Genomic DNA, 20,413 nt, shown 5'->3' on the forward strand with positions numbered 1-20,413 from the left:
TCAATCTCAAATACAGCCACCTCTCGTTACTTAGTGCATAGTGCTCGCGAAGCCTGGACGATGAGGGAACGATTCCTTGGTTGCCCAACCTCCAGTCCCGGAACATGCTCCTTAACTGAGTGCTCTTACCGTCGTTTCGCTCCCCGACTATGAACAGGGCTCTTTCGAAGTAGAATGTGAGTTTCATAGCGCCCTCTATGTTAGTGTGGACGCTACAATAAACTACTTTAAGCTGCTGTTTCTATACTTAGTGTCTTTCCAAAGGCCGGGTCAGGCAGGTAGGCCCACCCTCGCCCGGGACCGAGATCGCATCGGCCTCGATCACATGGACCTTGCAGCCGGCGGCTTCCATTCGCGCCTTGGTTTCCGGGTTGCCTTTCACCATGACAACTTCGCGCGGCGCAATCGTGAGCACGTTGCAGCCCATGGAAGCGAATTCGCTGTCCGGCACCTCGACCAGAGTCTGACCGCGCGCGATCAGCCATTCGCGGAACGGGATCGGCATCAGCGGCGAATAGACCAGTTGCAGATCCTTGTCCAAGGGCGAGATTACCGACATCAGGTGAAAGACGTCGGTCGGGCCCTTGTAATGCGGCATCGTCGCGATCTCGACATGCACCTCGGGGCCGACCAGATTCTTGAACTGGCGGATGCCCGCGTCATTGGTGCGATAGGTGCGGCCCACGGCGACGGTCTTCTCGTCGAGCCAGATGAGATCGCCGCCTTCCAGCTTGCCCTGGCCCTGGATGGCGCCGATCACCGGTACATCCGCCTCTTCCAGGAAATGGCCATGAATGCCGGGCTCGGCCTCGCGCTGCTTCTTGCCCATATTGGCCAGGATCACACCTTTGGGGCACACGGCCGCCGCGTCGCGGACATAGATGCTGTCCATGGTGAGCTTGCGGTCCGGCGGCAGGTACAGGATCTCGGCGCCGACACTCTCAATGATCTCGGCAAAGCGCGCATGTTCGACCTTGGCTTTCGCCAGATCCGGACGGGTGTGGTAGTTGAGGTTCTTCCACTCCTTGTCGATCTTTTCGTCATCGACGAAGGAATCCTCCGGCCGGCGCATCGCCAGTTTCTTCAACCGCCCGTATTCATTGATTCCCGAAAGCATGACCTGAAATCCCGACTGATGTGTTCGGGCGGCATAAGGGCGCATTTACAGCACCCGGGTCAAGTCTGGGCGGAAAAGAACCCCTGGAGGGCACTGGCGGTCGCCTCCGGCTGCTCCTCGGCCAGGAAATGACCGCAGGGCAGGACAACTTCCCTGACATCGTCCGCCCATTCCCGCCAAGCCTCCAGCACCGAGACGCCCTCGTCCAGATAGCGCCCCCACAGCGCCAGAACGGGGCAGCCGATCCGCTGCCCCAATTCCCGCGACGCCGCATCGTCGGCCACATCCGTGCTGGCCCCGGCACGGTAATCGGCACAAGCTACGGCGATGACCTTGGGGTCGCGGAATGCCACCCGATAGGCCTCGCGCGCCTCCCTATCCAGCCGCGTCGCATCGCCCGCCCAGCGCTCGATCAGGTGGTCGATATAGAAATCCGGGTCGAGGCCGATCATGTGTTCAGGCACCGGCGCCGGCACGGCCAGGAACTGCCAGTGATAGGTGGCCAATGCCTGCCGCCAACCCATCCCTTCCCAGACCGCCAAAGTGGGCACGATGTCGAGCGCCGCGAAAGCAAGCACGCGTTCGGGATGATCCAGCGACAGGCGGAAACCGACCCGGCCGCCGCGGTCATGACCGGCGAGAAAAAAGCGCTCATGGCCCAGGCGTGTCATCAGGCGCGCCATGATTCCGGCGGTGTTGCGCTTGGCAAAATTGCGGTGCGCCGTATCGGGGACCGGTCCCTGGCTGGCGCCGTAGCCCGGAAGATCGGGGATCACCAGGGTGAAGTCCTTCGCCAGTTCCGGCGCCACCTTATGCCAGATGACATGGGTCTGCGGGAAACCATGCAGCAGCAGCAAAGGCGGCCCTTTGCCCCCGATGAGGACATGGAGCGTGGTCTCGTCGATGCGGATGCGCTGGCGCGCGAATCCCTCGAACATGGCGCCCTCCTTTCAGAACCAGTTAAACAGGTTCTCTTGTCTAGCAAACGGGAACCGGTTATACAAGTTCCATGTCAGAGCCCCTGGAAACCATCGACCACTCATTGATCGAGATGGCTGACCGCGCCTTTCATTTCGAGACCGGGCGGCTATGCCTCAATTTCACGGCGACCATGGCATCGCGAAACGGGCAGAGCTTCGACCGCTGGTTCGGCACGGCGGATCTCGCCCGCTGGTGCGACGAGGCCGGGCTGCCTGTTCCCACCAAAGTCGCGACACGCGATCTCGCCCAGGCGCGCGATCTCCGCGAGGCGATCTATCGCAGCATCAAAGCCGGCGAAGCGCGGCGCAAGCCCAAACCCTCCGACATCGCCCTCATCAATCAATGGGCCGCCCGCCCCGTCGCAGCGCCGCAGCTCAGCCCCGATGGAACAAAGCTCAGCTACGCCGCCCAAGATCCGCTGCCGGCCAATCTCGCCGCCATCGCGCGGGATTCGATCGACCTTCTGACCGGCCCGGACCTCACGCGATTGCGCGAATGCGCCGAGCATTCCTGTTCGGTCCTCTTCGTCGACCACTCTCGCCCCGGCAAGCGTCGCTGGTGCTCGATGAATCGGTGCGGGAACAAGGTGAAGAAGGCGGCGTTCCGGGAACGGCAGATCGGTGACACCTGAGCGATCACCGCAGCGCTACTAAGTACTCATTGATGGTGCACGACGTCACACCCTGTCCCGCAGCAGGCTCCAGTAAGTAACTGAATATTCGCCTTTTCTATTTCTTCTATTAATTGTTAGATTAGTAATCAAAATTACTGCTGAGAAGGGTAAACCGCCATATGTCTCAAGGGCGCGATATACCGACCGAAATCATGCGAGCGGTTAGGCAGAAATGTGGCTTCGGATGCATAATCTGCGGTTTGCCGGTATTTCACTACGATCACATCGAAGAGTATGCCTCGGTAAAGGGGCACGACGTAGATAACATCGTGCTTCTATGCCCCAATCACCACCAAGACAAAACAAGTGGCCGGCTCACGAAGAATGTCATCAAGACTTATGCAAAGTCGCCAGCAAACTTGTTGGCCCCTAGAACCACGGCGCATATGATGCATCTAAGGGCTGATGACGCTGTATTCATAGTGGGCAGCAACTCATACCATTTTCAATTCTCAGAAACCCGCAATCACTTCAACGCAATTGTCTTAGATGGCCTTTCAGTTCTTGGAATGAGCAATGACCATGGGCAGCTCACTCTTAATTTGCGAGCCACAGATGCAACTGGTCGTGAAATCCTTCGCATTAGAGGAGGCTGCTTATCGGTAAGCACGGGAGTATGGGATTATGATATTTCTGGAAGAAGAATTTCTATTCGCTCGGGCATGCGAATCTTCGATCTAGAGATGGAGATATTGCCAAACGGCCTATCGATCAAACGTGGATATCTTCGAGGAAAAGCGTCACAAGCTACTATTTATCCTGATCGAATTATTGTTACTCCAGGCAAGATCACTTTCCAAAATTGTAACTTTAGAAATTGCGACCGTGGACTCGTCGTCCGCTAATGAGATCGTTACGAAACTTCGTTAATCGCCCAGTACCACCACGTCGCCGAGCGCTGCGTGCAATGTCACGACCTGGCCGGCGGTGAGGCCCGTCGAGACGGGTGCCCGCAGAATGAGATCCTGGCCGGCGATGCGGCAATGGCAGCGGCAATGGGTGCCCTGGAACGAAAGCTCCTCGACGCGGGCCTGGCCCAAAATGATGCCCTGTTCCGGCCGCGAAAGCTGCAATTGCTCGGGACGCAACACCAGATGCACACTGGCATCCGGACAAGCCTGGCCGGGCACGACGAAGCCGCCCAAAGCCGTCTCGACCTTGATCTCGCCGCCGGATGATTCCGTGACGCGGCCGGCCAGCACGTTGCTCTCGCCCATGAAGGTCGCGGCAAAGAGGCTGGCGGGTTTGAGATAGACCCGCGATGGCGGTCCCATATCCTCGATGCGGCCCTTGTTCACAACAACAATGCGGTCGGCAATCGACATCGCCTCTTCCTGATCATGCGTCACATGAACGAACGTGGCGCCGGAGCGCTTCTGCAGCCGCACCAACTCCTCCTGCATCTGGCGCCGAAGCGCGAGATCGAGGGCTCCCAGGGGTTCGTCGAGCAGCAGCACCTTGGGCTCCACCGCCATCGCGCGCGCCAAGGCCACGCGCTGGCGCTGCCCGCCGGAAAGCTGATGCACACCCCGCTTGCCGAAGCCCTTGAGGCCGACCAGTTCCAGCATCGCCTCGGCCTTGGCCTGGCGCTCCGCTTTCCCCATCCCCTGCATGCGCAGGCCGAAACCCACATTGGCGGCCAGGCTCATATGCGGGAACAAGGCATAATCCTGGAACACGGTCGCGGTCGGCCGCCTGGCCGGCGGTAGATCGGTGACGTCGAGTCCGTCGATCAGCACCCGCCCCGCGCTGGGGCTGGCGAACCCGCCGATCATGTTGAGCAGGGTCGTCTTGCCGCTGCCGGAGGGGCCCAGCAACACGACGAACTCGCCGGCGGCGATGGAGAGATCGAGCGGTGCCACGACGGCAATACCATCATAATCCTTGCTCACCCGGCGAAATTCGACGCGATCTTTCATGACTGTACTCAAACCGAATTGCGCCGGGATCGCCAGAGCAGGAACTCGACGAGGCCCACGGCCAGAATGGAAATAGCGAACACCAATGTCCCCGCCGCATTGAGTTCCGGCGAGAGGCCCGAGCGCAGCATGCTCCAGATGACCACCGGCAGGGTGACGTCGAAACGCGAGAGCAGGAAGGCGATGACGAATTCATCCCAGGACAAGGTGGCGGCAATGAAGAAGGCGGCGAGCAGGCTCGGCCACAGCATCGGTACGGTGATTTCCAGGATCACCCGCCAGTCGCTGGCGCCGAGGTCATAGGCCGCGCGCTCAATATTGGCTTGGTGTTCGCCCAGTTGCGAATAGAGGATCGCGAAGCAGAGCGGCAGATTGATCACCACATGGCCGATACCGATCACCCAGAGCGACTTGCCGATGCCCAGATGGTTGAACGCGATCTGCAATCCCATGCCGATGATGAGATAGGAGACCGTGATCGGCGCCATCAGCAGGAATTGATAGATTCCGGACAGGCGGCGCTGGCGCCGCGCCAGGGCATAGGCGGCGAGAAAGCCGAGCAAGGTCGCGACGAAGGCCGAGCCCAACCCCACCAGCAACGAGTTCCAGAGGCCATCGGTGATCTTCCGATTCGCCATCACCTTGGCCCACCATTTGAGGCTGGGCCCGTCAAAGGGCGGTACGGGAGCAAGACCCCCCTGGAAGGAGAACTGAATGAGGACCAGAACCGGCAGGAAGATAAACAGCAACGCCAGCGCCAGATAGAACCACGTCGCAACGGATCCAAGACGGGTGCTCATCAGACGCGCCCCATCTTGAGATGCCGCGCCGACAGCAGGAAAGCCGCCGTCACCACCAGCATCAGCACCATGGAGAGCGCCGAGGCCAGCGGGAAATCCGCCTGCCGTCCCAATTGCAGCATCACCGCCTGCGGCAGCAGCAATTCCTTCGAGCCACCCAGAATCTGCGGCGTGATGTAATCGCCGATGGCCAGCACGAAAGTGAGAAACGCCCCCACGGCAACCCCCGGCAAACTCAAGGGCAAGGTCACATGCCAGAAGGCCTGCCAGGGATTGGCGCCGAGATCGGCCGCGGCCTTGCGGTAGCTTTCCTTGATCTGCACCAGATTGGCATAGATCGTCAGGGTGAGAAGCATCGCGAAGAAATGCACGAAGCCCAGAACGGTCGCAAACCGGCTGTTGCCCATGCCGATCGGCTGATCGAGCACGCCGAGCCCCAACAGAAATTGATTGATGATGCCGTTCTCTGAAAGCACCAGCAGCCAGCTATAGGAGCGGATCACATAGGAGGTCCAAAACGGCAAAACGGTGAGGACCAGTACCAGGCGTTGCCACTGCCTGGGGATGCGATAGGCCAGGATATAAGCCAGCGGATAGGCGACCAGGATCGAAAGGATCGTGGTCAGCACCGTGACCTCGATCGAATTGACCAGCGCACCGACGAAGGTCCCCTCGGCCTTGGTGAGGAAAGCCTGGTAATTCGCCAGAGTCCAGGTAAGCGTGATCTTGCCGCCGATCCGTTCCGACACGCTCATCAGCAGCATGGCGATGAGCGGCAGCACGAAGAAGGCAAAGGTCCAGGCAAGGGCCGGGATATGACCCCAGCCCTTCAGCCCTGTCGCCACACCACGCATTCAGTGCATCACGCGCCGAGAACTTCGGTCCAGACGTCGAGCATGGCGGCGTCGAGATCGGCATCTGGAATGAAATAGGGATGCGAATTGGCGATGAAGCCCGGCTGCTGGTCCCAGCGCAGCTGCTTCTTCTGCCCTTCATCCAGCTCGGCCTTGGAATTCGCCGGCATCGCCCAATAACAATCCGCGGTCGCGAGCGCTCCCTGCCCTTGCGGCGAGACGATGTATTTCACGAATTCGGTGGCGAGATCCTTCTTGGCCGAATCCGCGAAGACGCCGATCGCCTGGCCCCAGCGGATGCCACCTTCCTTGGGCAGCGTCCAATCGAGTTCCGGCTTTTCCACCATCATCCCGGCCACGGTATATTCGCCACCCGCCACCAGGATATCGGCCGAACCGGTCAGCAGCGCGTTCTGGGTGGTGACCACGTCGCCCACGACCGAGGCGAGCTTTTTCATCTCCAGGAGCTTTTCCCGGATCGCCGGCAGGCTGTCCTTGGTGATCGTGTCCGGACGGATACCGATGCCCAGCGCCACCATCTCCATGGTCGGGATGTAGTAATTGTAGATCGCGATGCGGCCGGCATATTTCGGGTTCCACATCACCGCGGCCGTCGCCACATCCTCGGCCGAGACCTTCGTGTTGTTGAAAGCGATCGAGTTGTAGCCGAACTTCTCCGGCATCGCATAGAGCTTGCCGTCGCTGTAGTGAAGCTGCGGCTGCTTCAGCTCCGGGAAGATATCGGCCCAGGGCATGTCGGCATCGGGCAGTTCTGCCAGCACGCCCTTCGCGACCGCACCCGGCACATCGACGGAATCGATCACGAAGACGTCCCAATCGCCAGGCTGCGATTGCTCCAGCAGGCTATAGGCGGTACCCGTGCCCTCGTATTCCTTTACATTGATCTTGACGCCGTGCTTCTCGGCGAAGGGATCGAGCAAACGCGCATGGGTGTGATCGCACCAGACCAGGCAGTTGAGCTCGTCCGCGGCCTTGGCGAATTTCGGCGTGATCGTCAGCGTCGCGAGGCCGGCCGTGCCGAGTTGCAACGCGCGGCGGCGCGTGATGAGGTTGCGCGTGTATGAATTGATCATGACCCTCTCCTGTTCCTTCGGTTTCTTGTTGCCAAAAAAGTGAATGAACTCCAAAATAAAGTCAATTCACATTTCGGACGGACTCCCGATGACCGGTCTCCGCGAACGCCAGAAAGCCGGCCGCCGGCGCGATATCCTCGCCGCCGCCAGCCAGCTTTTTGCCAAACAGGGCTTTGCCGATACCTCGGTCGAGGCGATCGCGGCACGCGCCGAGGTCGGCACCGGCACCGTCTATAACTACTTCTCGTCCAAGGGCGATCTGCTGATGGCCCTGGTCGCCCTCGACGGCGAACAGGTGCGCGCCAAGGGCAAGCGCTACATCGCCAGCGTCACCAGCGACGCCGCCGAGGCGCTCTACGGCCTGCTGGCGATCTATGTCGATCACTCCCTGGTGCACCTCACCAAGGAACTCTGGCGCAACGCCATGGCGACGGCCCTCACCCAGGCGGATTCACCCTTCGGCCTCGGCTATTTCGAGAATGACCGCCTGCTCGCCGAACAGGTCGGCGAATTGGTTGCGGCCTTGCAGGCACGCAACAAGTTGCGTGCCGACATCGACCCGACCATCGCCGGCAGCGCGCTTTTCATCCTCGTCAACGGCCTTTTCATGCATTTCGTGGCCCAGGAGAAGATGCCGAAGACCGTGCTGCATGCGCGTCTCCGCGCCCAGGTTGCGCTCTTCGTCACCGGGCTTGCCGGCGAAACCCAACCCCAACGCAAGCGAGCCTGACATGCGGATCGCGACACCCGAGACCTGGTATGAAACCCGCGCCGTCGGCGACGGGATCACCTGGATCTATGAGCCGTTCATCAAGGAATATTATCGCTGCAACATCTGGCATGTGCGCGGCCGCGACCGCGATCTGCTGATCGATTCCGGCATGGGCGTGGTGAGCTTGCGGGAGCAGATTTCAACCCTCGCCGAACGCCCGATCCTGGCGGTGGCGTCGCATACCCATTTCGACCATATCGGCACGCATCACGAATTCAGGGATCGCGCCGTTCACCCGGCCGAGGCCGAGATCCTGGCGCACCCCACCCGTGCCAATACCTATGCCGACTATTATGTGGCGGATGACAGCATCTTCACGGCACTCCCGCCCGGTGATTGGAACGCCCTGCGTTATGATGTCCAACCGGCCCCCGCCCAGACACTCCTCGATGAAGGTGACATCGTCGATACCGGCGACCGCCATTTCGAAATCTTCCATTTGCCCGGCCATTCGCCGGGCTCGATCGCGCTCTATGAGAAAGCGAGCGGCATCCTCTTCGCCGGCGATGTCGTCTATGACGGCGAGCTTGCCTACGATGCCGAGGATGCCGAGGCGATGCGGCAATATGTGGCCAGCATGAAACGCCTCACGGATCTGCCCGTCCGCGTCGTCCATGGCGGCCATTATCCGAGCTTCGGCCAGGATCGCCTGCGCGTCCTGCTGCGTGACTTCCTCGATAAATTCGATCGCTGACTAGGCCGCCTTGCCCAAACCCCGCGTGAAGGTAGCGATGCGGCGGCAAGCTTCGGCGAGGGTCGCTTCGTCGATCGCGAAGGAAATGCGCACGTGACCCGCCGCCGCCTTGCCGAAGGCGGTCGCATCCAGCACGGCGACGCCGGTTTCCCGGAACAAGCGCCAGGCATAATCACCCGCGCTGAGGCCGGTGCCGCGCACATCGGCCAGCATGAACATGCCGGCGGCCGGCGCGCGGCAGATGATCCCCGGCAATTGGCCGAGTGCCGCGAGGGTGAGATCGCGGCGGCGCAGATAGGCGTCGCGCATCTCCACGACCTCGGGCACAACCGTTTCCAATGCCAAGGCCGCAGCGTCCTGAATGAAGGGCGGCAGGCCATAGAGATTGGTGAGGCCCAGATTGCCGACATGGCCGATGAGTTCCTGCGGTCCCACGATCCAGCCGGCGCGCCAGCCGGTCATGGCATGGGATTTCGACAGGCTGTTGATGGTGACGGTCCGCTCCGCCATGCCCGGCAGGCTGCAGATACTGACATGCTCGCCGTCGAAGATGATGGTGCTGTAGACCTCGTCGGCGACGACCCAGAGATCGTGTTCCTTTGCCAGCGCGGCGATGCCCTCAAGCTCGGCGCGATTGAGAACGGCGCCGGTCGGATTATTCGGCGTGGCGAAGAAGATCGCCCGCGTCTTTGGCGAGATCGCGGCTTTGAGTGCCACGAGGTCGAGACGGAAGCCGGTCTCCGCCGCCAGCGGCACACGGATGAGCGTGGCGCCGCCCGCCTGCACCGTCGCCTCATAGGTCACATACATCGGCTCGAGCACCACCACCTCGTCGCCAGGTCCCAGGATGCTCATCGCGGTCGAGAACAGGCCGCCTTGCGCCCCCGCGACAATGGCGACATTCTCCGGCCCGACCTGCTGGCCCGTGAGTCGGCTGTGCTGCGCCGCCACCGCTTTCCGCGCGCGCGGCAGGCCCAGGATGTCGGCATAATGCGTATTGCCGGCGCGCAAGCCGGCAATCGCCGCCTCGGTGATCGCGGGCGGCGAATTGAATTCCGGATCGCCGATCGACAGCACGATGACATCGCGCCCGGCGCGCTTGGCCGTCACCGCCTCGAAATGAAGCGCCCAGGCAGCGGCACCTTCGCCGGCGACACGCTGGGTGAATTCCGAATAACGCATCATGGACCCTGACATTTCTGTAATTGATTGTTTCGAAGAGAGGTAAAGTTCGCTAGAGATCGGGTCAAGACGGCTCTCCCGAGGATCGCTCAAATGGCGGCTGGAGAGCGGCAATTCCGGCGTTTCGCCTGCAGGAGCGACGTTTCGCCGAATTTCATCAAGCGAGGCAGCACCATGAACAAGATCAGCCAAGAGAAGATTTTCCATCAGCCCCTGGGCGGCAACCAGATGCCGCGTTTCGGCGGCCATGCCAGCATGATGCGCCTGCCGACGAAAGAAAGTGCCGCCGGGCTCGACGCCGCCTTTGTCGGCGTGCCTTTCGATATCGGCACGTCGAACCGCGCCGGCGCCCGTTTCGGCCCGCGCCAGATCCGCGCCGAATCCTGCCTCATCCGTCCCTACAACATGGCGACGCGGGCGGCCCCTTTCGACAGCCTCAGCATCGCCGATATCGGCGACATCGCCATCAACACGTTCAACCTGCAAAAGAGCGTCGCCATCATCGAAGCCGCCTATGACGAGATCCTCGGCCACAATTGCGTGCCGATGACCATGGGTGGCGACCACACCATCGCCCTTCCCATCCTGCGGGCGATGAAAAAGAAATACGGGCCGGTCGGCATGGTCCATGTCGACGCCCATGCCGACGTCAACGACACCATGTTCGGCGAGAAGATCGCTCATGGAACGCCCTTCCGCCGCGCGGTCGAGGAAGGCCTCCTGGATGGCAAGCGCGTGGCCCAGATCGGCCTCCGCGCGACCGGCTATTCCGCCGAGGATTTCGACTGGCCGAAGGCGCAGGGCTTTCGCGTCGTCCAGGCCGAGGAATGCTGGTACAAATCGCTCTCGCCCCTGATGGCCGAGATCCGCCAGCAGCTTGGCGACGGGCCGGTCTATCTCTCCTTCGACATCGACGGCCTCGACCCCTCCTCGGCCCCCGGCACCGGCACGCCGGAGATCGGCGGCCTCACCACCATCCAGGGCATCGAGATCATCCGTGGCTGCCGCGGTCTCAATCTGGTCGGCTGCGATCTCGTGGAGGTATCGCCGCCTTACGACCCCAGCGGCAACACGGCGCTGCTGGCGGCGAACCTGCTCTACGAAATGCTTTGTGTGCTGCCCGGCGTCAAATACCGGGCCTAGGCGAACCTCACTCCGGCATCTTCATCGTGAGATAGGGTCCGGTCACCTTCTCGCTCGGGCCGAACGGGCCCGGCACCTGGTTCTCGACCGGTGTCAGGCTGCGGAGATAGGCCGTGAGCGCCTTGGCGTCATCGGGCGTGATATGGCTGTAGGACATCCACGGCATGGCCGGCGCCAGCATGCGGCCATCGGGCCGCTCGCCCTTGGTGAAAGCCGCGATGATCTGCTCCTCGGTCCACTCGCCAAGACCGGTCTTCTTGTCAGGCGTCAGATTGGGCGGAAAGAAGACCCCCATGCCCGGGATTTCAAAACCGACCAGAGAACCGGAAAGCGGTGTCTTCAGATTGGGTTCCGGCGTGAAGGCGCCGGTATTGTGGCAGCCGCCGCAATCCATGATGTTGGCAAGATAGGCGCCGCGTTCGACCAGTGCATCCGCCTGCACCGAATTGGCGATCGGCATGGACAGCAAGGCTGCGCCGGCAATGATCGCAATGTTCCGCATGATTGTCAGTGTCTCCTGTGGGATTTCGGGATCGTTTCGGGGACGCTCTTTAGCGATACCATGTCACCAGCGAAACGTAAGAAAATGCTAAGGCTGTGTCACGCATCACATCGTTACAGGCGAAAGAAGCCGCGGCAATGGCCGCGGCTTCCGATCGCTTCGATCAGCCTCCTGGACGGGATTTAGATACCCGGTCGCAAGCTGATCTGGGCAACGCCCGCAGCAACGTTGATGCCGACATTGCCCTGCACGCTGACCGGCTGCAAGGCGATCTGGCTGTTGCCGCCGCCCACCAGCACATTGGCGCCGAGGCCGAGGCCCGCCGCCACATCGGCGGCAGCGCCGCCGTAATTGCCGGCCAAAGCACCCGGCGCGATATTGCCCGGCGCGAACACGGCCCAGATCATGTGCGATTCCGAGGTGAAGCCGATATCGACGCCATACTTGTCGATATCGCCGTTATAGACCTCGGCCGAACCGTCCACGCGCGTAAACACGCAATTCATCGACTTCGAAGAACCGAAGATGAAACCGACACCGCCGGACACCTTGCAGCTCAGCGACCCCACATTGACGCCCGACGCGGCACCAGCCGGAGCAGCACAAATCATCAGCGCCGCGGCAGCGGCGATCAGGCTACGCGCAATCATGATAGACTCCCATTTGGAAATAAAAGATGTGACTGCCGGCGCCCGTCCGCGTCGGTCGAGAAGGAATCTAGCACCGCCTTTTTCAAACGCACAGGCATTCCGAGCGCATTTGCTGTGACCGCCCTCACAAATGGCATAGATCCGGACCCAAAGCTGGACAGAATTCCCTTTTCCCGCCACCATCACGGCATCGCTGATCTCGAGTTAACTGTGCAAAAACGCCATCTGCCGCCCCTCAACGCCTTGCGCACCTTCGAAGCCGCCGCGCGCCATCTGCATATGGGCCGCGCCGCGGATGAACTCGGCGTCACCCATGGCGCGGTCTCGAAGCAGATCGGGCATCTTGAAGACCAGCTCGGCGTTGCGCTGTTTCAGCGCAACGGCAATCGCCTCGCCTTGACCGAGCAAGGCATCAAGTTGCTGCGCGCTGCCACACACGCCTTCGATCAATTGGGTTATGCCATCGCCAGGCTCGAAGGAGAATCCATTGCCGGCGAGTTGCGTGTCTCGGTCCCTTCGGCCTTTGCCGAAAAATGGCTGATCCCGCGTCTTGGCAAGTTCACCGATTCAGCGCCGGGCCTCCGCCTCTCGCTGCTCTCCTCGAATGCCGGTGACGACGTGTTGGGGAATGCCGTCGACCTTGCCGTCCGTTTCGGTGAACCGCATTGGCAGGACGGCACCGCCCGCCTCCTCTCTCATGTTGGCTCATTCCCGGTCTGCGCTCCGGCCTTGCTGGCACAGCTTGCCGAGCCCGCCGATCTTCTCGGCCACACCCTTCTCCTCGACGATCCGGCGGGCGCCAACTGGCGGCGCTGGCTGGAACGCGCCGGTGTGCCGGATATGAGCCAGGCCCGCACGCTCTACTGCCAGGATTTTAATCTGCTGCTGGCCGGCGCCCGGCAGGGCCTGGGCCTCTGCCTGGCGGATCAGATCACCGCGGGCGAGGACCTCGCCCGAGGCAATCTGGTACGCCCCTTTCGGCAATCAATCGAGCATTTAGGCGCTTATTTCGTGGTGCTGCCGCACCTTGTCATACCGGCGGCGCGTGCGTTTGCCGAATGGCTGGAGCGCGAAATGGGCGAGCCTTCCCCCACGGAATCCGCCCCGTTTTAACGAAATCGCAACCAGCCGCTGATATGTCATACAAATACAAGTCGGCGCGCCAAAGCGCGCCGTATGCGTTTGGAGGCAAATCATGCGGTTACAGAACATCGCCATTTCTGCGAAGGTCATCGGCGTCGTCATCATGCTGGCGACCGTTTCGGCGATCATCGCCCTCACTGGCTGGTACGGCCTGACCCGGCTCGGCAAGACCCTGGAAGATGTCGGCGTGGTGGAAGCAGCCGCCCGCGAGGCAATGGATCTGCGTCTCGACATCATCGCCATCAGCCGCATGACCTATCAATTGGCACAGGCACCGGACAAGGCCGAGGATTTCCGCGCCGAGACCGAGCGCCGCACCACCGAAATGCTGGAGCGTTTCGCCGTGCTCGATGCCGCGGCCGATGCCACGCAAAAGCAGCAATTGGAAGCGATCCGCAATGTGCTGGCACCCTATTTCGACAAGATCCGCGCCATGGTCGACGTCGCTGCGCAAAGTGGCGACAAGGCGGCGATCGATGCCGCCCTTGCCGACGGCCTTGCGGCGCAGAAGATCGTGACCGACACCGTCAAAGTCTACAGCACCTATTCCGCCGAACGCATGAAGGGGATGCGCGACGGAGCGCTCTCCCTGTCGCAGAACGCCTTGCGTGTACAGATTGCCGTCGCGGTCATCGGCATCGTGCTGGGCGTCCTTGTCGGTTATCTCGTCGCCAATCGCGGCATCGTCCGGCCGATCAAGATCGTGACCGGCGCATTGCAGCGCCTGGCCAATGGCGAACTCGATGTGGCCGTGACCGGCACCGAGCGTCGCGACGAAGTGGGCGACATCGCCCGCACCATGGCGACCTTCAAGGAAAATGCCGAAGCGCGCGCCAAGCTGGCGCAGGAGGAAGAACGCCAGCAGCGCGAAAAGCTGGCTCAGGGCGAGCGCGTCGCGGGGCTCATCAAGGTGTTCGAAGGCCAATCCGCCGCCGTGATGTCGATCCTCGGCGCCTCCGCCGACAGCCTCAACCAGACCGCAAAGTCGCTTTCCAAGGCCTCCGAGGAGACCTCGCATCAGACTACCGCCGTCGCCAGCGCTTCCGAGGAGGCCACCCGCAATGTCGAACTCGTGGCCGCCGCCACCGAGGAAATGACAGCCTCGATCCGCGAGATCGCCCAGCAGATGACCAATGCGCGCAACGTCGCCAACGATGCCGCCCACCGTGCCCAGGAGGCCCGCGAGATGGTACGCCGTCTAGAGGAGGCCGGAACCAAGATTGGCGACGTGATCGGTCTCATCAACGAAATCGCCAGCCAGACCAATCTGCTCGCGTTGAACGCCACGATCGAAGCCGCCCGTGCCGGCGATGCCGGCAAGGGCTTTGCCGTGGTGGCGTCGGAGGTGAAGTCGCTGGCCACGCAGACCAGCACCGCGACCGAGGATATCCGCAGCCAGGTCGATTCCATGCGCGCCAGCATCGGCAGTGCCACCGAGGTCATCAGCGAGATCGCCACCGTGATCGATCGCCTCAATGAAATGGCGACCACGGTCGCCGGCACGGTCGAGGAACAGACCGCCGCCACCCAGGAAATCGGCCGCAACGCCACCGAGGCCGCCCAAGGGACCCAGGAAGTGGCCCGGTCGATCAGCCACGTCTCGGTCGCTGCGGCGACCACGACCGACGGCGCCGGCAAGGTGCTGACGGCCGCCGGCAGCCTCAACGAGGAAACCGAGAAACTCCGCCGCAATATCGAGGATTTCATTGCCGGCGTGCGGGCGGCCTAGCCGCCCCGCGACCTGCCCGGTTGACTTAAACTCAACCTAGCGCCGACCAATACTCTCTGGGCCGGCGGAGTGACGCCTGATAATTTCTCGCATCCCCATCACTTGACCGAGGATCGAGCATCATGAACGGCACCCAAACGGCCACCAAGCCCACCGCCTTGCGCGGTCGCGTCGTCGGCGGCGGCACGCCGGTGATGAAGAAATGGAACCTCACCAACGATTTCGGCGTGCTGAAAGACGTGCTGCTTGGCCCGGCCGAAGGCTTTCGCTGGATGGGGCTTGAGAATGCCGCCTGGTCGGCCCTGGTCCGCGACACGCTCCGCAAGGGCTACAAGTTCGACAAGCAGGTCGCCATGCGCCAGCACCGCGAAATGGTGAGTGCCTATGAGAGCGCCGGCGTCAATTGCCACTTCCTGCCCCTGGATGAGCACAACCCCTATCAGGTCTATGCCCGCGATTCCTCCTTCATGACGCCCTATGGCGCGGTCATCTGCCAGATGGCCAATCCGCGCCGCCGCGGCGAATACGCCTCCTGTCTGCGCTTCTATCTGGACAACGACATCCCGATCTACGACATGGTCAGCTCGGGTAATTTCGAAGGTGGTGATTTCAACGTCATCGCCCACAACACCGCCCTCATCGGCTATACCGACCATCGCTCGGAAGAAATCTCGGCCCGACAGATCGCCGGCTGGATGAAGGACGAAGGCTGGGAAGTGAAATTCGCGCCGATCGACCAGTTCTACGTCCATATCGATCTGATGGTCTGCATGCTGAACGAGAAGGTGGCCGCCGTCTGCCTCGATACGACCGAGGATGACGTCGTCGATTTCCTCAAGGCGAAGAAGATCGAGATTATCCCGGCGACCTTCAAGGAGACGATGGCCTTGGGTTGCAACGTGGTCTCACTGGGCAAGGACCGGATCCTCTCGACCTCCGGCGCCAAGGACCTCAACGCCAAACTCCGCGCCCACGGCTTCGAAGTCTACGACCCCGACATGACCATGTTCACCTGGGCCGGCGGCGGCGTCCATTGCATGTGCCAGCCGCTAAACCGCGAAGCGGCGTAAGCCCCCACCCCGACCCTCCCCCTAAAGGGAGAGGGAGGTGGAGCGAGCTTGATCCTTCGGCCTCGTTCCAAAGCCCTCTCCCTTTAGGGGGAGGGTTGGGTGGGGGCGCTAGTGACCGGTCCGCCCCACGATCAACGCATCCACCGCCACCAGGCCACGTTCGTTGACGATGAGTGGATTGACGTCGATCTCGCTCACCAGGCCCTCAAGATCGGCGACCATCGTCGAGAATGCGGCAAACGCACGCGCCAGCGCGGCCACATCGGCGGGCTTGGCGCCACGCTTGCCGTCCAGCAGGGGCCGCAGTGAGAGCTTATCGATCTGCCAGCGTGCCATCTTCGCCCCGAAAGGCGGCAGCACGAAGCGGCGGTCCTTCATCATCTCGATCAGCACGCCGCCGGCGCCGATCATCACCACCGGCCCGAACTGGGCGTCATGAGTCATGCCGAAGGAAATCTCGGTGCCCTTCCCCGCCATCGGCATGACGAGCGCACGTGGGCCGAGACGCGCCGCGAGATCCGCATAGGCGGCCTTCACCGCCTCGGCATCCACAAGGTTCAACTTCACCCCGCCGACATCGGATTTATGAAGGATGCCGGACATCGCCGTTTTGAGAACGATGGGATAGCCCACCTGCTCTGCCGCTTTCAGTGCCTCCGCTTCGCTCTCGGCAAAGAGATGCGGCACCACCGACACGCCGTAATCGGCCAGCAGATCCAGCGCCTCGGCCTCCGAGAGATCGCCGGTAGCTAGCCGCAATTGCCATTTCGCGCGCAGGCCCTGCGGCGCTTGCATTGCCGGATCGACGCCGAGGGCGGCGCGGTCGCGCTCCGCCATCGCCTTCTTCACGACGCTCAGCATCGAGGCAACGCCCGAGAGCACCGGTACACCGTCATGGGCGAGCTTGGTGGTGAGGTCGAGATTGGCGTTGCTGCCGAGATTGGTGGTGTAGAAGACCGGCTTCCGGGTCCGCTGCGCCACGCGCCGCAGGACATCGGCATAACCGGCCGAAAGATAATAGCCGTCGCGCGCCTCGACGCAGAAGCTCGCCAGCGCCGTATCGGGATCGTCGACCAAGGCCTGCAGGCAGTCCTCGAAGATCGCCTCCCAGTCATTGCCGGTGCCCCAGGCATCCAGCGGATTGATCGGCTCCAGCCCGTAATCGAGGCGCGCCGCCAGCTTGTCGCGCGTTGCTTCGCTGATCTGCGCGAAGGGCACGCCAATCTCGATCCCGAGATCCATCACCAATTCCCGAAAGCCGCCGGAATCGTGCATCGTGGCGAGGCCGCCGGCAGCCAGTTTGCGTTCCGACGAGAAAAGATGGAGCGCGTTGACGAGCTCATCCATGTTGGCGACCTCGATCACGCCGTAATGTTCGAACAGGGCCTGATAGGCGGCATGGTTACCGGCGACGGCGCCGGAATGCGACACCGCGAGTGCTGCACTCTCCGCCGTGCGGCCGACCTTCAGCGCCACGACCGGCACGCCTTTGGCCTGTGCTGTGGCAAGTGACTCCTTGAAGCCCGCCGGGTCGCGCACGGTTTCCAGGAACAGGCCGATCACCTTGGTGGCCGGGATCTCCAGCGCGAAATCCATATATTGCGCGACGTCTGTCGCGAGTTCCTGCCCCGCCGAAACCGCGAGGCTGAAGCCGAAGCGCCGGTCAGTATGGCAGAGCGCCGAAAAGGCCGAGCCGGAATGCGTGATGAAGGCGACATTGCCTTTGCGGATCCAGGCGGGCGGCGGAAAGCCGCAGACCCGGAGGCCGTAATCCAGGTGATAGAAGCCCATGCAATTGCCGCCGCAGATCGCGATCCCGTTGGCCCGCGCTTTGGCGGCGATGCGCTCGGTGAGCTTCGGTTCGGTGTCGTTCTCGACATAGCCGCTGGCGAAAACCGTGACGGCACCGATGCCACAGGCGATCACCTCGTCAAGGGCTGCCTCCAATCGCGCGTTCGCGATCCCCAGCACCGCGAGATCGACGACTTCCGGCAGATCCTTGAGCGACTTGTAGCATTTCTGCCCGTCGATCTCGTCATAGCCCGGATTGACGAAATAGATCTTGCACGGCGTCCCCGGCATACCGGTCGACGTGATCATGCCGCGCCCGACACTGCCGTCTTTCGGACTCGCCCCGACCAGGGCGACACTTTTCGGCCGCAGCAGCCGATCGAGTTTGTGGGGCGATCTCATCGTTGATACTCAGAAATGGATCGTAAGGTTGGGGCTATCGCGATATTGAAATTAACCCCCAACACAGCTTTTCACGACAAACAGGGCAAGCTCTCTCTCGCTCATACTTCCCGATACTTCGGCGGCCGCAAACCATCCAATGTGTATGTCATCGCATATTGCGATCAAGTTCGGTTTTCCATCTGTGACTGCGTCACAGATGGCGCCGTATGAGTGATTGCTGTTAGCCATACCAGAAGTAACATCAATACCCATGCTGCAGCTTTGGATAATGCCGGCGCGATCATTCGGCAGATTTATCTTGCCGTAGCTCTGAATTCGCTTGATGGCCGCATCATCCGGAAGGGATATGTAATACATGTATCCGTCGACCTTTACCCAGTCGAGCGCTGACGAGAACTCTATGATCGCATTTTCAGGAAGGTCTTGCGCTTCCGCTCGTGCAGTCGCTACGCACAATAGCGCAAGCCCAACAAGCGAAGCTCGATTTGGCTTGTGCAACACCTGAATCACCCTCCTACACGGCATTGTGCACAATCAGAATTCACGACAAGCTTCCTGCTTGTCCAGGGGAAAGACGCATAAAATAGAGGGCTTGCGCGCCAATCGTGTTAGGGCCGCATGATCTGGATGAATGCCCCGCCCGACTTCGACCGCCTATTCCTTCTTGTTGGCCAACGCTGCCAATGCCGCGCGCTCGCGGGTGGCCTGTTCCTGCGCCTGGGCGAGGCGTGAGTCGAACAGGCGCTGCGTCTCCTCATGCATAGGCCCGTAGATCTCGAACCAGAGCTGCGCATCGGTGGCGACGATGAGGCGCCCCATCTGCCAGGAATTGGGCTCGGCGCGGCCGTCGAGCCAGCTTTCCAGCATCTTTACCGAAATACCGGCACTGGCCGCGAGCACTTCGCGGCGCAGGGGGCCGACCGGCTCCATGCGCTTGCGCAAGGCCGCGGCCAGGCGTGCCCGGTGGGCATGACGCCCCTGCGTTTCCTGATCCAGCGCCACGACGACGCCGTTGTCGTTATCGCCCTTCCCGCGCTTGGCGGCACCACCCGAGAAATGCGCCGGAAAGACCGAGGCGAGATAGAGGCGGCAGATGCGCTTGGCTTCCGAACGGTTGAAGCTTTTGGGTTCCATCAGGCAATCGAACCAGAGGCCGTCGATCATGGCGTTGAGGCCGGTCGCGACGTCGCGTGCGCTCACCTCCTCATAGCCGCCTTCCTGAATGATGCGCTGGCAAAGCGTCGCCGTCTGCGCGAGATAATCCTGCTCGAGATTGTGGACGACGTCGTGATAGCTCGCATTGCTGCGCGCCTCGGCCCAGAAGGCGTACCAGATCGAGACCTTCTCGACATTGCAGACGGTGGGATGAAAGTCGGCCTCGATCATCGCTTCGAGGCCCGCCGCCGGCGAGACCTTGCCCTTGTTGATCGCCTGCTGCCAGAAGGTCGAATATTCCTCGGCGATCTGCTCGAGGGTCGCCACCAGCAATTGCTCTTTCGATTTGAAATAGAAATTGACGATGCCCGGCGACAGGCCAGCCTCGCTCGCCACATGCGTCAGCGTCGCGCTGGCATAGCCGACCCGGCCGATGGCGCGGATCGTGGCGTCGATCAATTGCTTGCGGCGTACTTCCTTGGCGGCTTCGGCCTTGGCCATCAGCGCTGCCTCCCCTTTAGGCATTCGGCAATAAAATTAGGCGAACCCTGGGAATCGATCCCGCCCAGAATCGGATAAGTGCATGATATATCTCGCTTTGCTGCAGTCGCAACATTAAATACTCATTTAGCGATATTGAGCATTTCCGAATCTCATGATAGATTTTTTATACAAACATTCAATGACCGGACGGTGACCAGACTGGGACAGGCACCTAACCGGAGCGCGGGACAGCCCC

At 61.6% G+C, this 20,413-nt stretch carries 20 protein-coding genes; 8 read left to right on the forward strand and 12 right to left on the reverse strand.

Features of this window, described 5'->3' with window-relative positions; all coding sequences use genetic code 11:
• Positions 1 to 247 precede the first annotated feature (247 nt).
• Positions 248 to 1,117 carry a dimethylarginine dimethylaminohydrolase family protein gene (locus tag ACE3PR_RS20545; protein ID WP_374376000.1) on the reverse strand — a complete coding sequence of 290 codons (870 nt, stop codon included), beginning with the start codon at positions 1,115 to 1,117 and terminating at the stop codon, positions 248 to 250.
• A 59-nt stretch (positions 1,118 to 1,176) separates the two neighbouring features.
• The gene (locus ACE3PR_RS20550; protein WP_374376002.1) at positions 1,177 to 2,055 is read right to left on the reverse strand and encodes an alpha/beta fold hydrolase; all 879 of its coding nucleotides are present in this window, start codon (positions 2,053 to 2,055) and stop codon (positions 1,177 to 1,179) included.
• Between the two features lie 71 nt (positions 2,056 to 2,126).
• On the opposite strand from ACE3PR_RS20550, the gene ACE3PR_RS20555 reads away from it, so the two are divergent.
• Together ACE3PR_RS20555 and ACE3PR_RS20560 are read left to right on the forward strand one after the other, a co-directional pair.
• Positions 2,127 to 2,729, forward strand: coding sequence for an ABATE domain-containing protein (locus ACE3PR_RS20555; RefSeq protein ID WP_374376004.1), 603 nt, complete (start codon positions 2,127 to 2,129; stop codon positions 2,727 to 2,729).
• Positions 2,730 to 2,890: 161 nt separating this feature from the next.
• Positions 2,891 to 3,616 (forward strand): HNH endonuclease, encoded by a 726-nt coding sequence (locus ACE3PR_RS20560; RefSeq protein WP_374376006.1) that lies wholly within the window; start codon positions 2,891 to 2,893, stop codon positions 3,614 to 3,616.
• 21 nt (positions 3,617 to 3,637) lie between these two features.
• Here ACE3PR_RS20560 and ACE3PR_RS20565 read toward each other — a convergent pair whose 3' ends face one another.
• Genes ACE3PR_RS20565 through ACE3PR_RS20580 form a run of 4 tightly spaced genes read right to left on the reverse strand, consistent with a single transcriptional unit; the run spans position 3,638 to position 7,438 of the window.
• Entirely contained in the window at positions 3,638 to 4,690 is a 1,053-nt protein-coding gene (locus ACE3PR_RS20565) for an ABC transporter ATP-binding protein (protein WP_374376008.1), read from the reverse strand.
• Positions 4,691 to 4,698: 8 nt separating this feature from the next.
• Positions 4,699 to 5,490 (reverse strand): ABC transporter permease, encoded by a 792-nt coding sequence (locus ACE3PR_RS20570; protein ID WP_374376011.1) that lies wholly within the window; start codon positions 5,488 to 5,490, stop codon positions 4,699 to 4,701.
• Entirely contained in the window at positions 5,490 to 6,344 is an 855-nt protein-coding gene (locus tag ACE3PR_RS20575; RefSeq protein WP_374376013.1) for an ABC transporter permease, read from the reverse strand. The genes ACE3PR_RS20570 and ACE3PR_RS20575 overlap by 1 nt, the downstream gene beginning before the upstream one ends.
• Positions 6,345 to 6,352: 8 nt before the next feature.
• Positions 6,353 to 7,438 (reverse strand): PotD/PotF family extracellular solute-binding protein, encoded by a 1,086-nt coding sequence (locus ACE3PR_RS20580; protein ID WP_374376015.1) that lies wholly within the window; start codon positions 7,436 to 7,438, stop codon positions 6,353 to 6,355.
• A gap of 88 nt (positions 7,439 to 7,526) precedes the next feature.
• Here ACE3PR_RS20580 and ACE3PR_RS20585 point away from each other — a divergent pair, with 88 nt between their 5' ends.
• Positions 7,527 to 8,168: a TetR/AcrR family transcriptional regulator gene (locus ACE3PR_RS20585; RefSeq protein WP_374376017.1), complete on the forward strand. Its 642-nt coding sequence runs from the start codon at positions 7,527 to 7,529 to the stop codon at positions 8,166 to 8,168.
• Between the two features lies 1 nt (position 8,169).
• Complete coding sequence (locus ACE3PR_RS20590) at positions 8,170 to 8,904, forward strand: MBL fold metallo-hydrolase (protein WP_374376019.1); 735 nt, start codon at positions 8,170 to 8,172, stop codon at positions 8,902 to 8,904.
• On the opposite strand, the gene ACE3PR_RS20595 is transcribed toward ACE3PR_RS20590, so the two are convergent.
• A complete protein-coding gene (locus ACE3PR_RS20595) occupies positions 8,905 to 10,089 on the reverse strand; it encodes a pyridoxal phosphate-dependent aminotransferase (protein ID WP_374376021.1) in 1,185 nt (394 codons plus the stop codon).
• Between the two features lie 171 nt (positions 10,090 to 10,260).
• Between ACE3PR_RS20595 and speB the strand changes: the two genes are divergently transcribed.
• Positions 10,261 to 11,229, forward strand: coding sequence for an agmatinase (gene speB, locus ACE3PR_RS20600; RefSeq protein WP_374376023.1), 969 nt, complete (start codon positions 10,261 to 10,263; stop codon positions 11,227 to 11,229).
• A gap of 7 nt (positions 11,230 to 11,236) precedes the next feature.
• Here speB and ACE3PR_RS20605 read toward each other — a convergent pair whose 3' ends face one another.
• On the reverse strand, positions 11,237 to 11,731 hold the full coding sequence (locus tag ACE3PR_RS20605; RefSeq protein WP_374376025.1) for a cytochrome c: 495 nt from the start codon (positions 11,729 to 11,731) through the stop codon (positions 11,237 to 11,239).
• 182 nt (positions 11,732 to 11,913) lie between these two features.
• On the reverse strand, positions 11,914 to 12,381 hold the full coding sequence (locus ACE3PR_RS20610; protein WP_374376027.1) for a DUF992 domain-containing protein: 468 nt from the start codon (positions 12,379 to 12,381) through the stop codon (positions 11,914 to 11,916).
• A 210-nt stretch (positions 12,382 to 12,591) separates the two neighbouring features.
• Between ACE3PR_RS20610 and ACE3PR_RS20615 the strand changes: the two genes are divergently transcribed.
• The 3 genes from ACE3PR_RS20615 (at position 12,592) to ACE3PR_RS20625 (ending at position 16,323) form a co-directional block, all read left to right on the forward strand.
• The gene (locus ACE3PR_RS20615; RefSeq protein ID WP_374376029.1) at positions 12,592 to 13,494 is read left to right on the forward strand and encodes a LysR substrate-binding domain-containing protein; all 903 of its coding nucleotides are present in this window, start codon (positions 12,592 to 12,594) and stop codon (positions 13,492 to 13,494) included.
• Between the two features lie 82 nt (positions 13,495 to 13,576).
• Positions 13,577 to 15,253 carry a methyl-accepting chemotaxis protein gene (locus tag ACE3PR_RS20620; protein ID WP_374376032.1) on the forward strand — a complete coding sequence of 559 codons (1,677 nt, stop codon included), beginning with the start codon at positions 13,577 to 13,579 and terminating at the stop codon, positions 15,251 to 15,253.
• A 122-nt stretch (positions 15,254 to 15,375) separates the two neighbouring features.
• Complete coding sequence (locus ACE3PR_RS20625; RefSeq protein WP_374376034.1) at positions 15,376 to 16,323, forward strand: dimethylarginine dimethylaminohydrolase family protein; 948 nt, start codon at positions 15,376 to 15,378, stop codon at positions 16,321 to 16,323.
• A 108-nt stretch (positions 16,324 to 16,431) separates the two neighbouring features.
• Here the strand turns inward: ACE3PR_RS20625 and ACE3PR_RS20630 are convergent, their stop codons facing one another.
• The 3 genes from ACE3PR_RS20630 to betI all read right to left on the reverse strand — a co-directional run bounded on the left by ACE3PR_RS20630 (position 16,432) and on the right by betI (position 20,175).
• Positions 16,432 to 18,516 carry an acetate--CoA ligase family protein gene (locus tag ACE3PR_RS20630; RefSeq protein ID WP_374376037.1) on the reverse strand — a complete coding sequence of 695 codons (2,085 nt, stop codon included), beginning with the start codon at positions 18,514 to 18,516 and terminating at the stop codon, positions 16,432 to 16,434.
• A gap of 51 nt (positions 18,517 to 18,567) precedes the next feature.
• A complete protein-coding gene (locus ACE3PR_RS20635) occupies positions 18,568 to 19,020 on the reverse strand; it encodes a hypothetical protein (RefSeq protein WP_374376039.1) in 453 nt (150 codons plus the stop codon).
• A 153-nt stretch (positions 19,021 to 19,173) separates the two neighbouring features.
• A complete protein-coding gene (gene betI / locus ACE3PR_RS20640) occupies positions 19,174 to 20,175 on the reverse strand; it encodes a transcriptional regulator BetI (RefSeq protein ID WP_374376041.1) in 1,002 nt (333 codons plus the stop codon).
• Positions 20,176 to 20,413: the final 238 nt, after the last annotated feature.

The sequence above is a fragment of the Dongia sp. genome (assembly GCF_041909655.1).
In the GTDB taxonomy this organism is placed as follows: Bacteria; Pseudomonadota; Alphaproteobacteria; order Dongiales; family Dongiaceae; genus Dongia.

Coding starts and splice junctions, on each gene's coding strand:
- ACE3PR_RS20545 (WP_374376000.1), bottom strand. CDS start 1,117: ATGCTTTCGGGAATCAATGAATACGGGCGGTTGAAGAAACTGGCGATG.
- ACE3PR_RS20550 (WP_374376002.1), bottom strand. CDS start 2,055: ATGTTCGAGGGATTCGCGCGCCAGCGCATCCGCATCGACGAGACCACG.
- ACE3PR_RS20555 (WP_374376004.1), top strand. CDS start 2,127: ATGTCAGAGCCCCTGGAAACCATCGACCACTCATTGATCGAGATGGCT.
- ACE3PR_RS20560 (WP_374376006.1), top strand. CDS start 2,891: ATGTCTCAAGGGCGCGATATACCGACCGAAATCATGCGAGCGGTTAGG.
- ACE3PR_RS20565 (WP_374376008.1), bottom strand. CDS start 4,690: ATGAAAGATCGCGTCGAATTTCGCCGGGTGAGCAAGGATTATGATGGT.
- ACE3PR_RS20570 (WP_374376011.1), bottom strand. CDS start 5,490: ATGAGCACCCGTCTTGGATCCGTTGCGACGTGGTTCTATCTGGCGCTG.
- ACE3PR_RS20575 (WP_374376013.1), bottom strand. CDS start 6,344: ATGCGTGGTGTGGCGACAGGGCTGAAGGGCTGGGGTCATATCCCGGCC.
- ACE3PR_RS20580 (WP_374376015.1), bottom strand. CDS start 7,438: ATGATCAATTCATACACGCGCAACCTCATCACGCGCCGCCGCGCGTTG.
- ACE3PR_RS20585 (WP_374376017.1), top strand. CDS start 7,527: ATGACCGGTCTCCGCGAACGCCAGAAAGCCGGCCGCCGGCGCGATATC.
- ACE3PR_RS20590 (WP_374376019.1), top strand. CDS start 8,170: ATGCGGATCGCGACACCCGAGACCTGGTATGAAACCCGCGCCGTCGGC.
- ACE3PR_RS20595 (WP_374376021.1), bottom strand. CDS start 10,089: ATGATGCGTTATTCGGAATTCACCCAGCGTGTCGCCGGCGAAGGTGCC.
- speB (WP_374376023.1), top strand. CDS start 10,261: ATGAACAAGATCAGCCAAGAGAAGATTTTCCATCAGCCCCTGGGCGGC.
- ACE3PR_RS20605 (WP_374376025.1), bottom strand. CDS start 11,731: ATGCGGAACATTGCGATCATTGCCGGCGCAGCCTTGCTGTCCATGCCG.
- ACE3PR_RS20610 (WP_374376027.1), bottom strand. CDS start 12,381: ATGATTGCGCGTAGCCTGATCGCCGCTGCCGCGGCGCTGATGATTTGT.
- ACE3PR_RS20620 (WP_374376032.1), top strand. CDS start 13,577: ATGCGGTTACAGAACATCGCCATTTCTGCGAAGGTCATCGGCGTCGTC.
- ACE3PR_RS20625 (WP_374376034.1), top strand. CDS start 15,376: ATGAACGGCACCCAAACGGCCACCAAGCCCACCGCCTTGCGCGGTCGC.
- ACE3PR_RS20630 (WP_374376037.1), bottom strand. CDS start 18,516: ATGAGATCGCCCCACAAACTCGATCGGCTGCTGCGGCCGAAAAGTGTC.
- betI (WP_374376041.1), bottom strand. CDS start 20,175: ATGGCCAAGGCCGAAGCCGCCAAGGAAGTACGCCGCAAGCAATTGATC.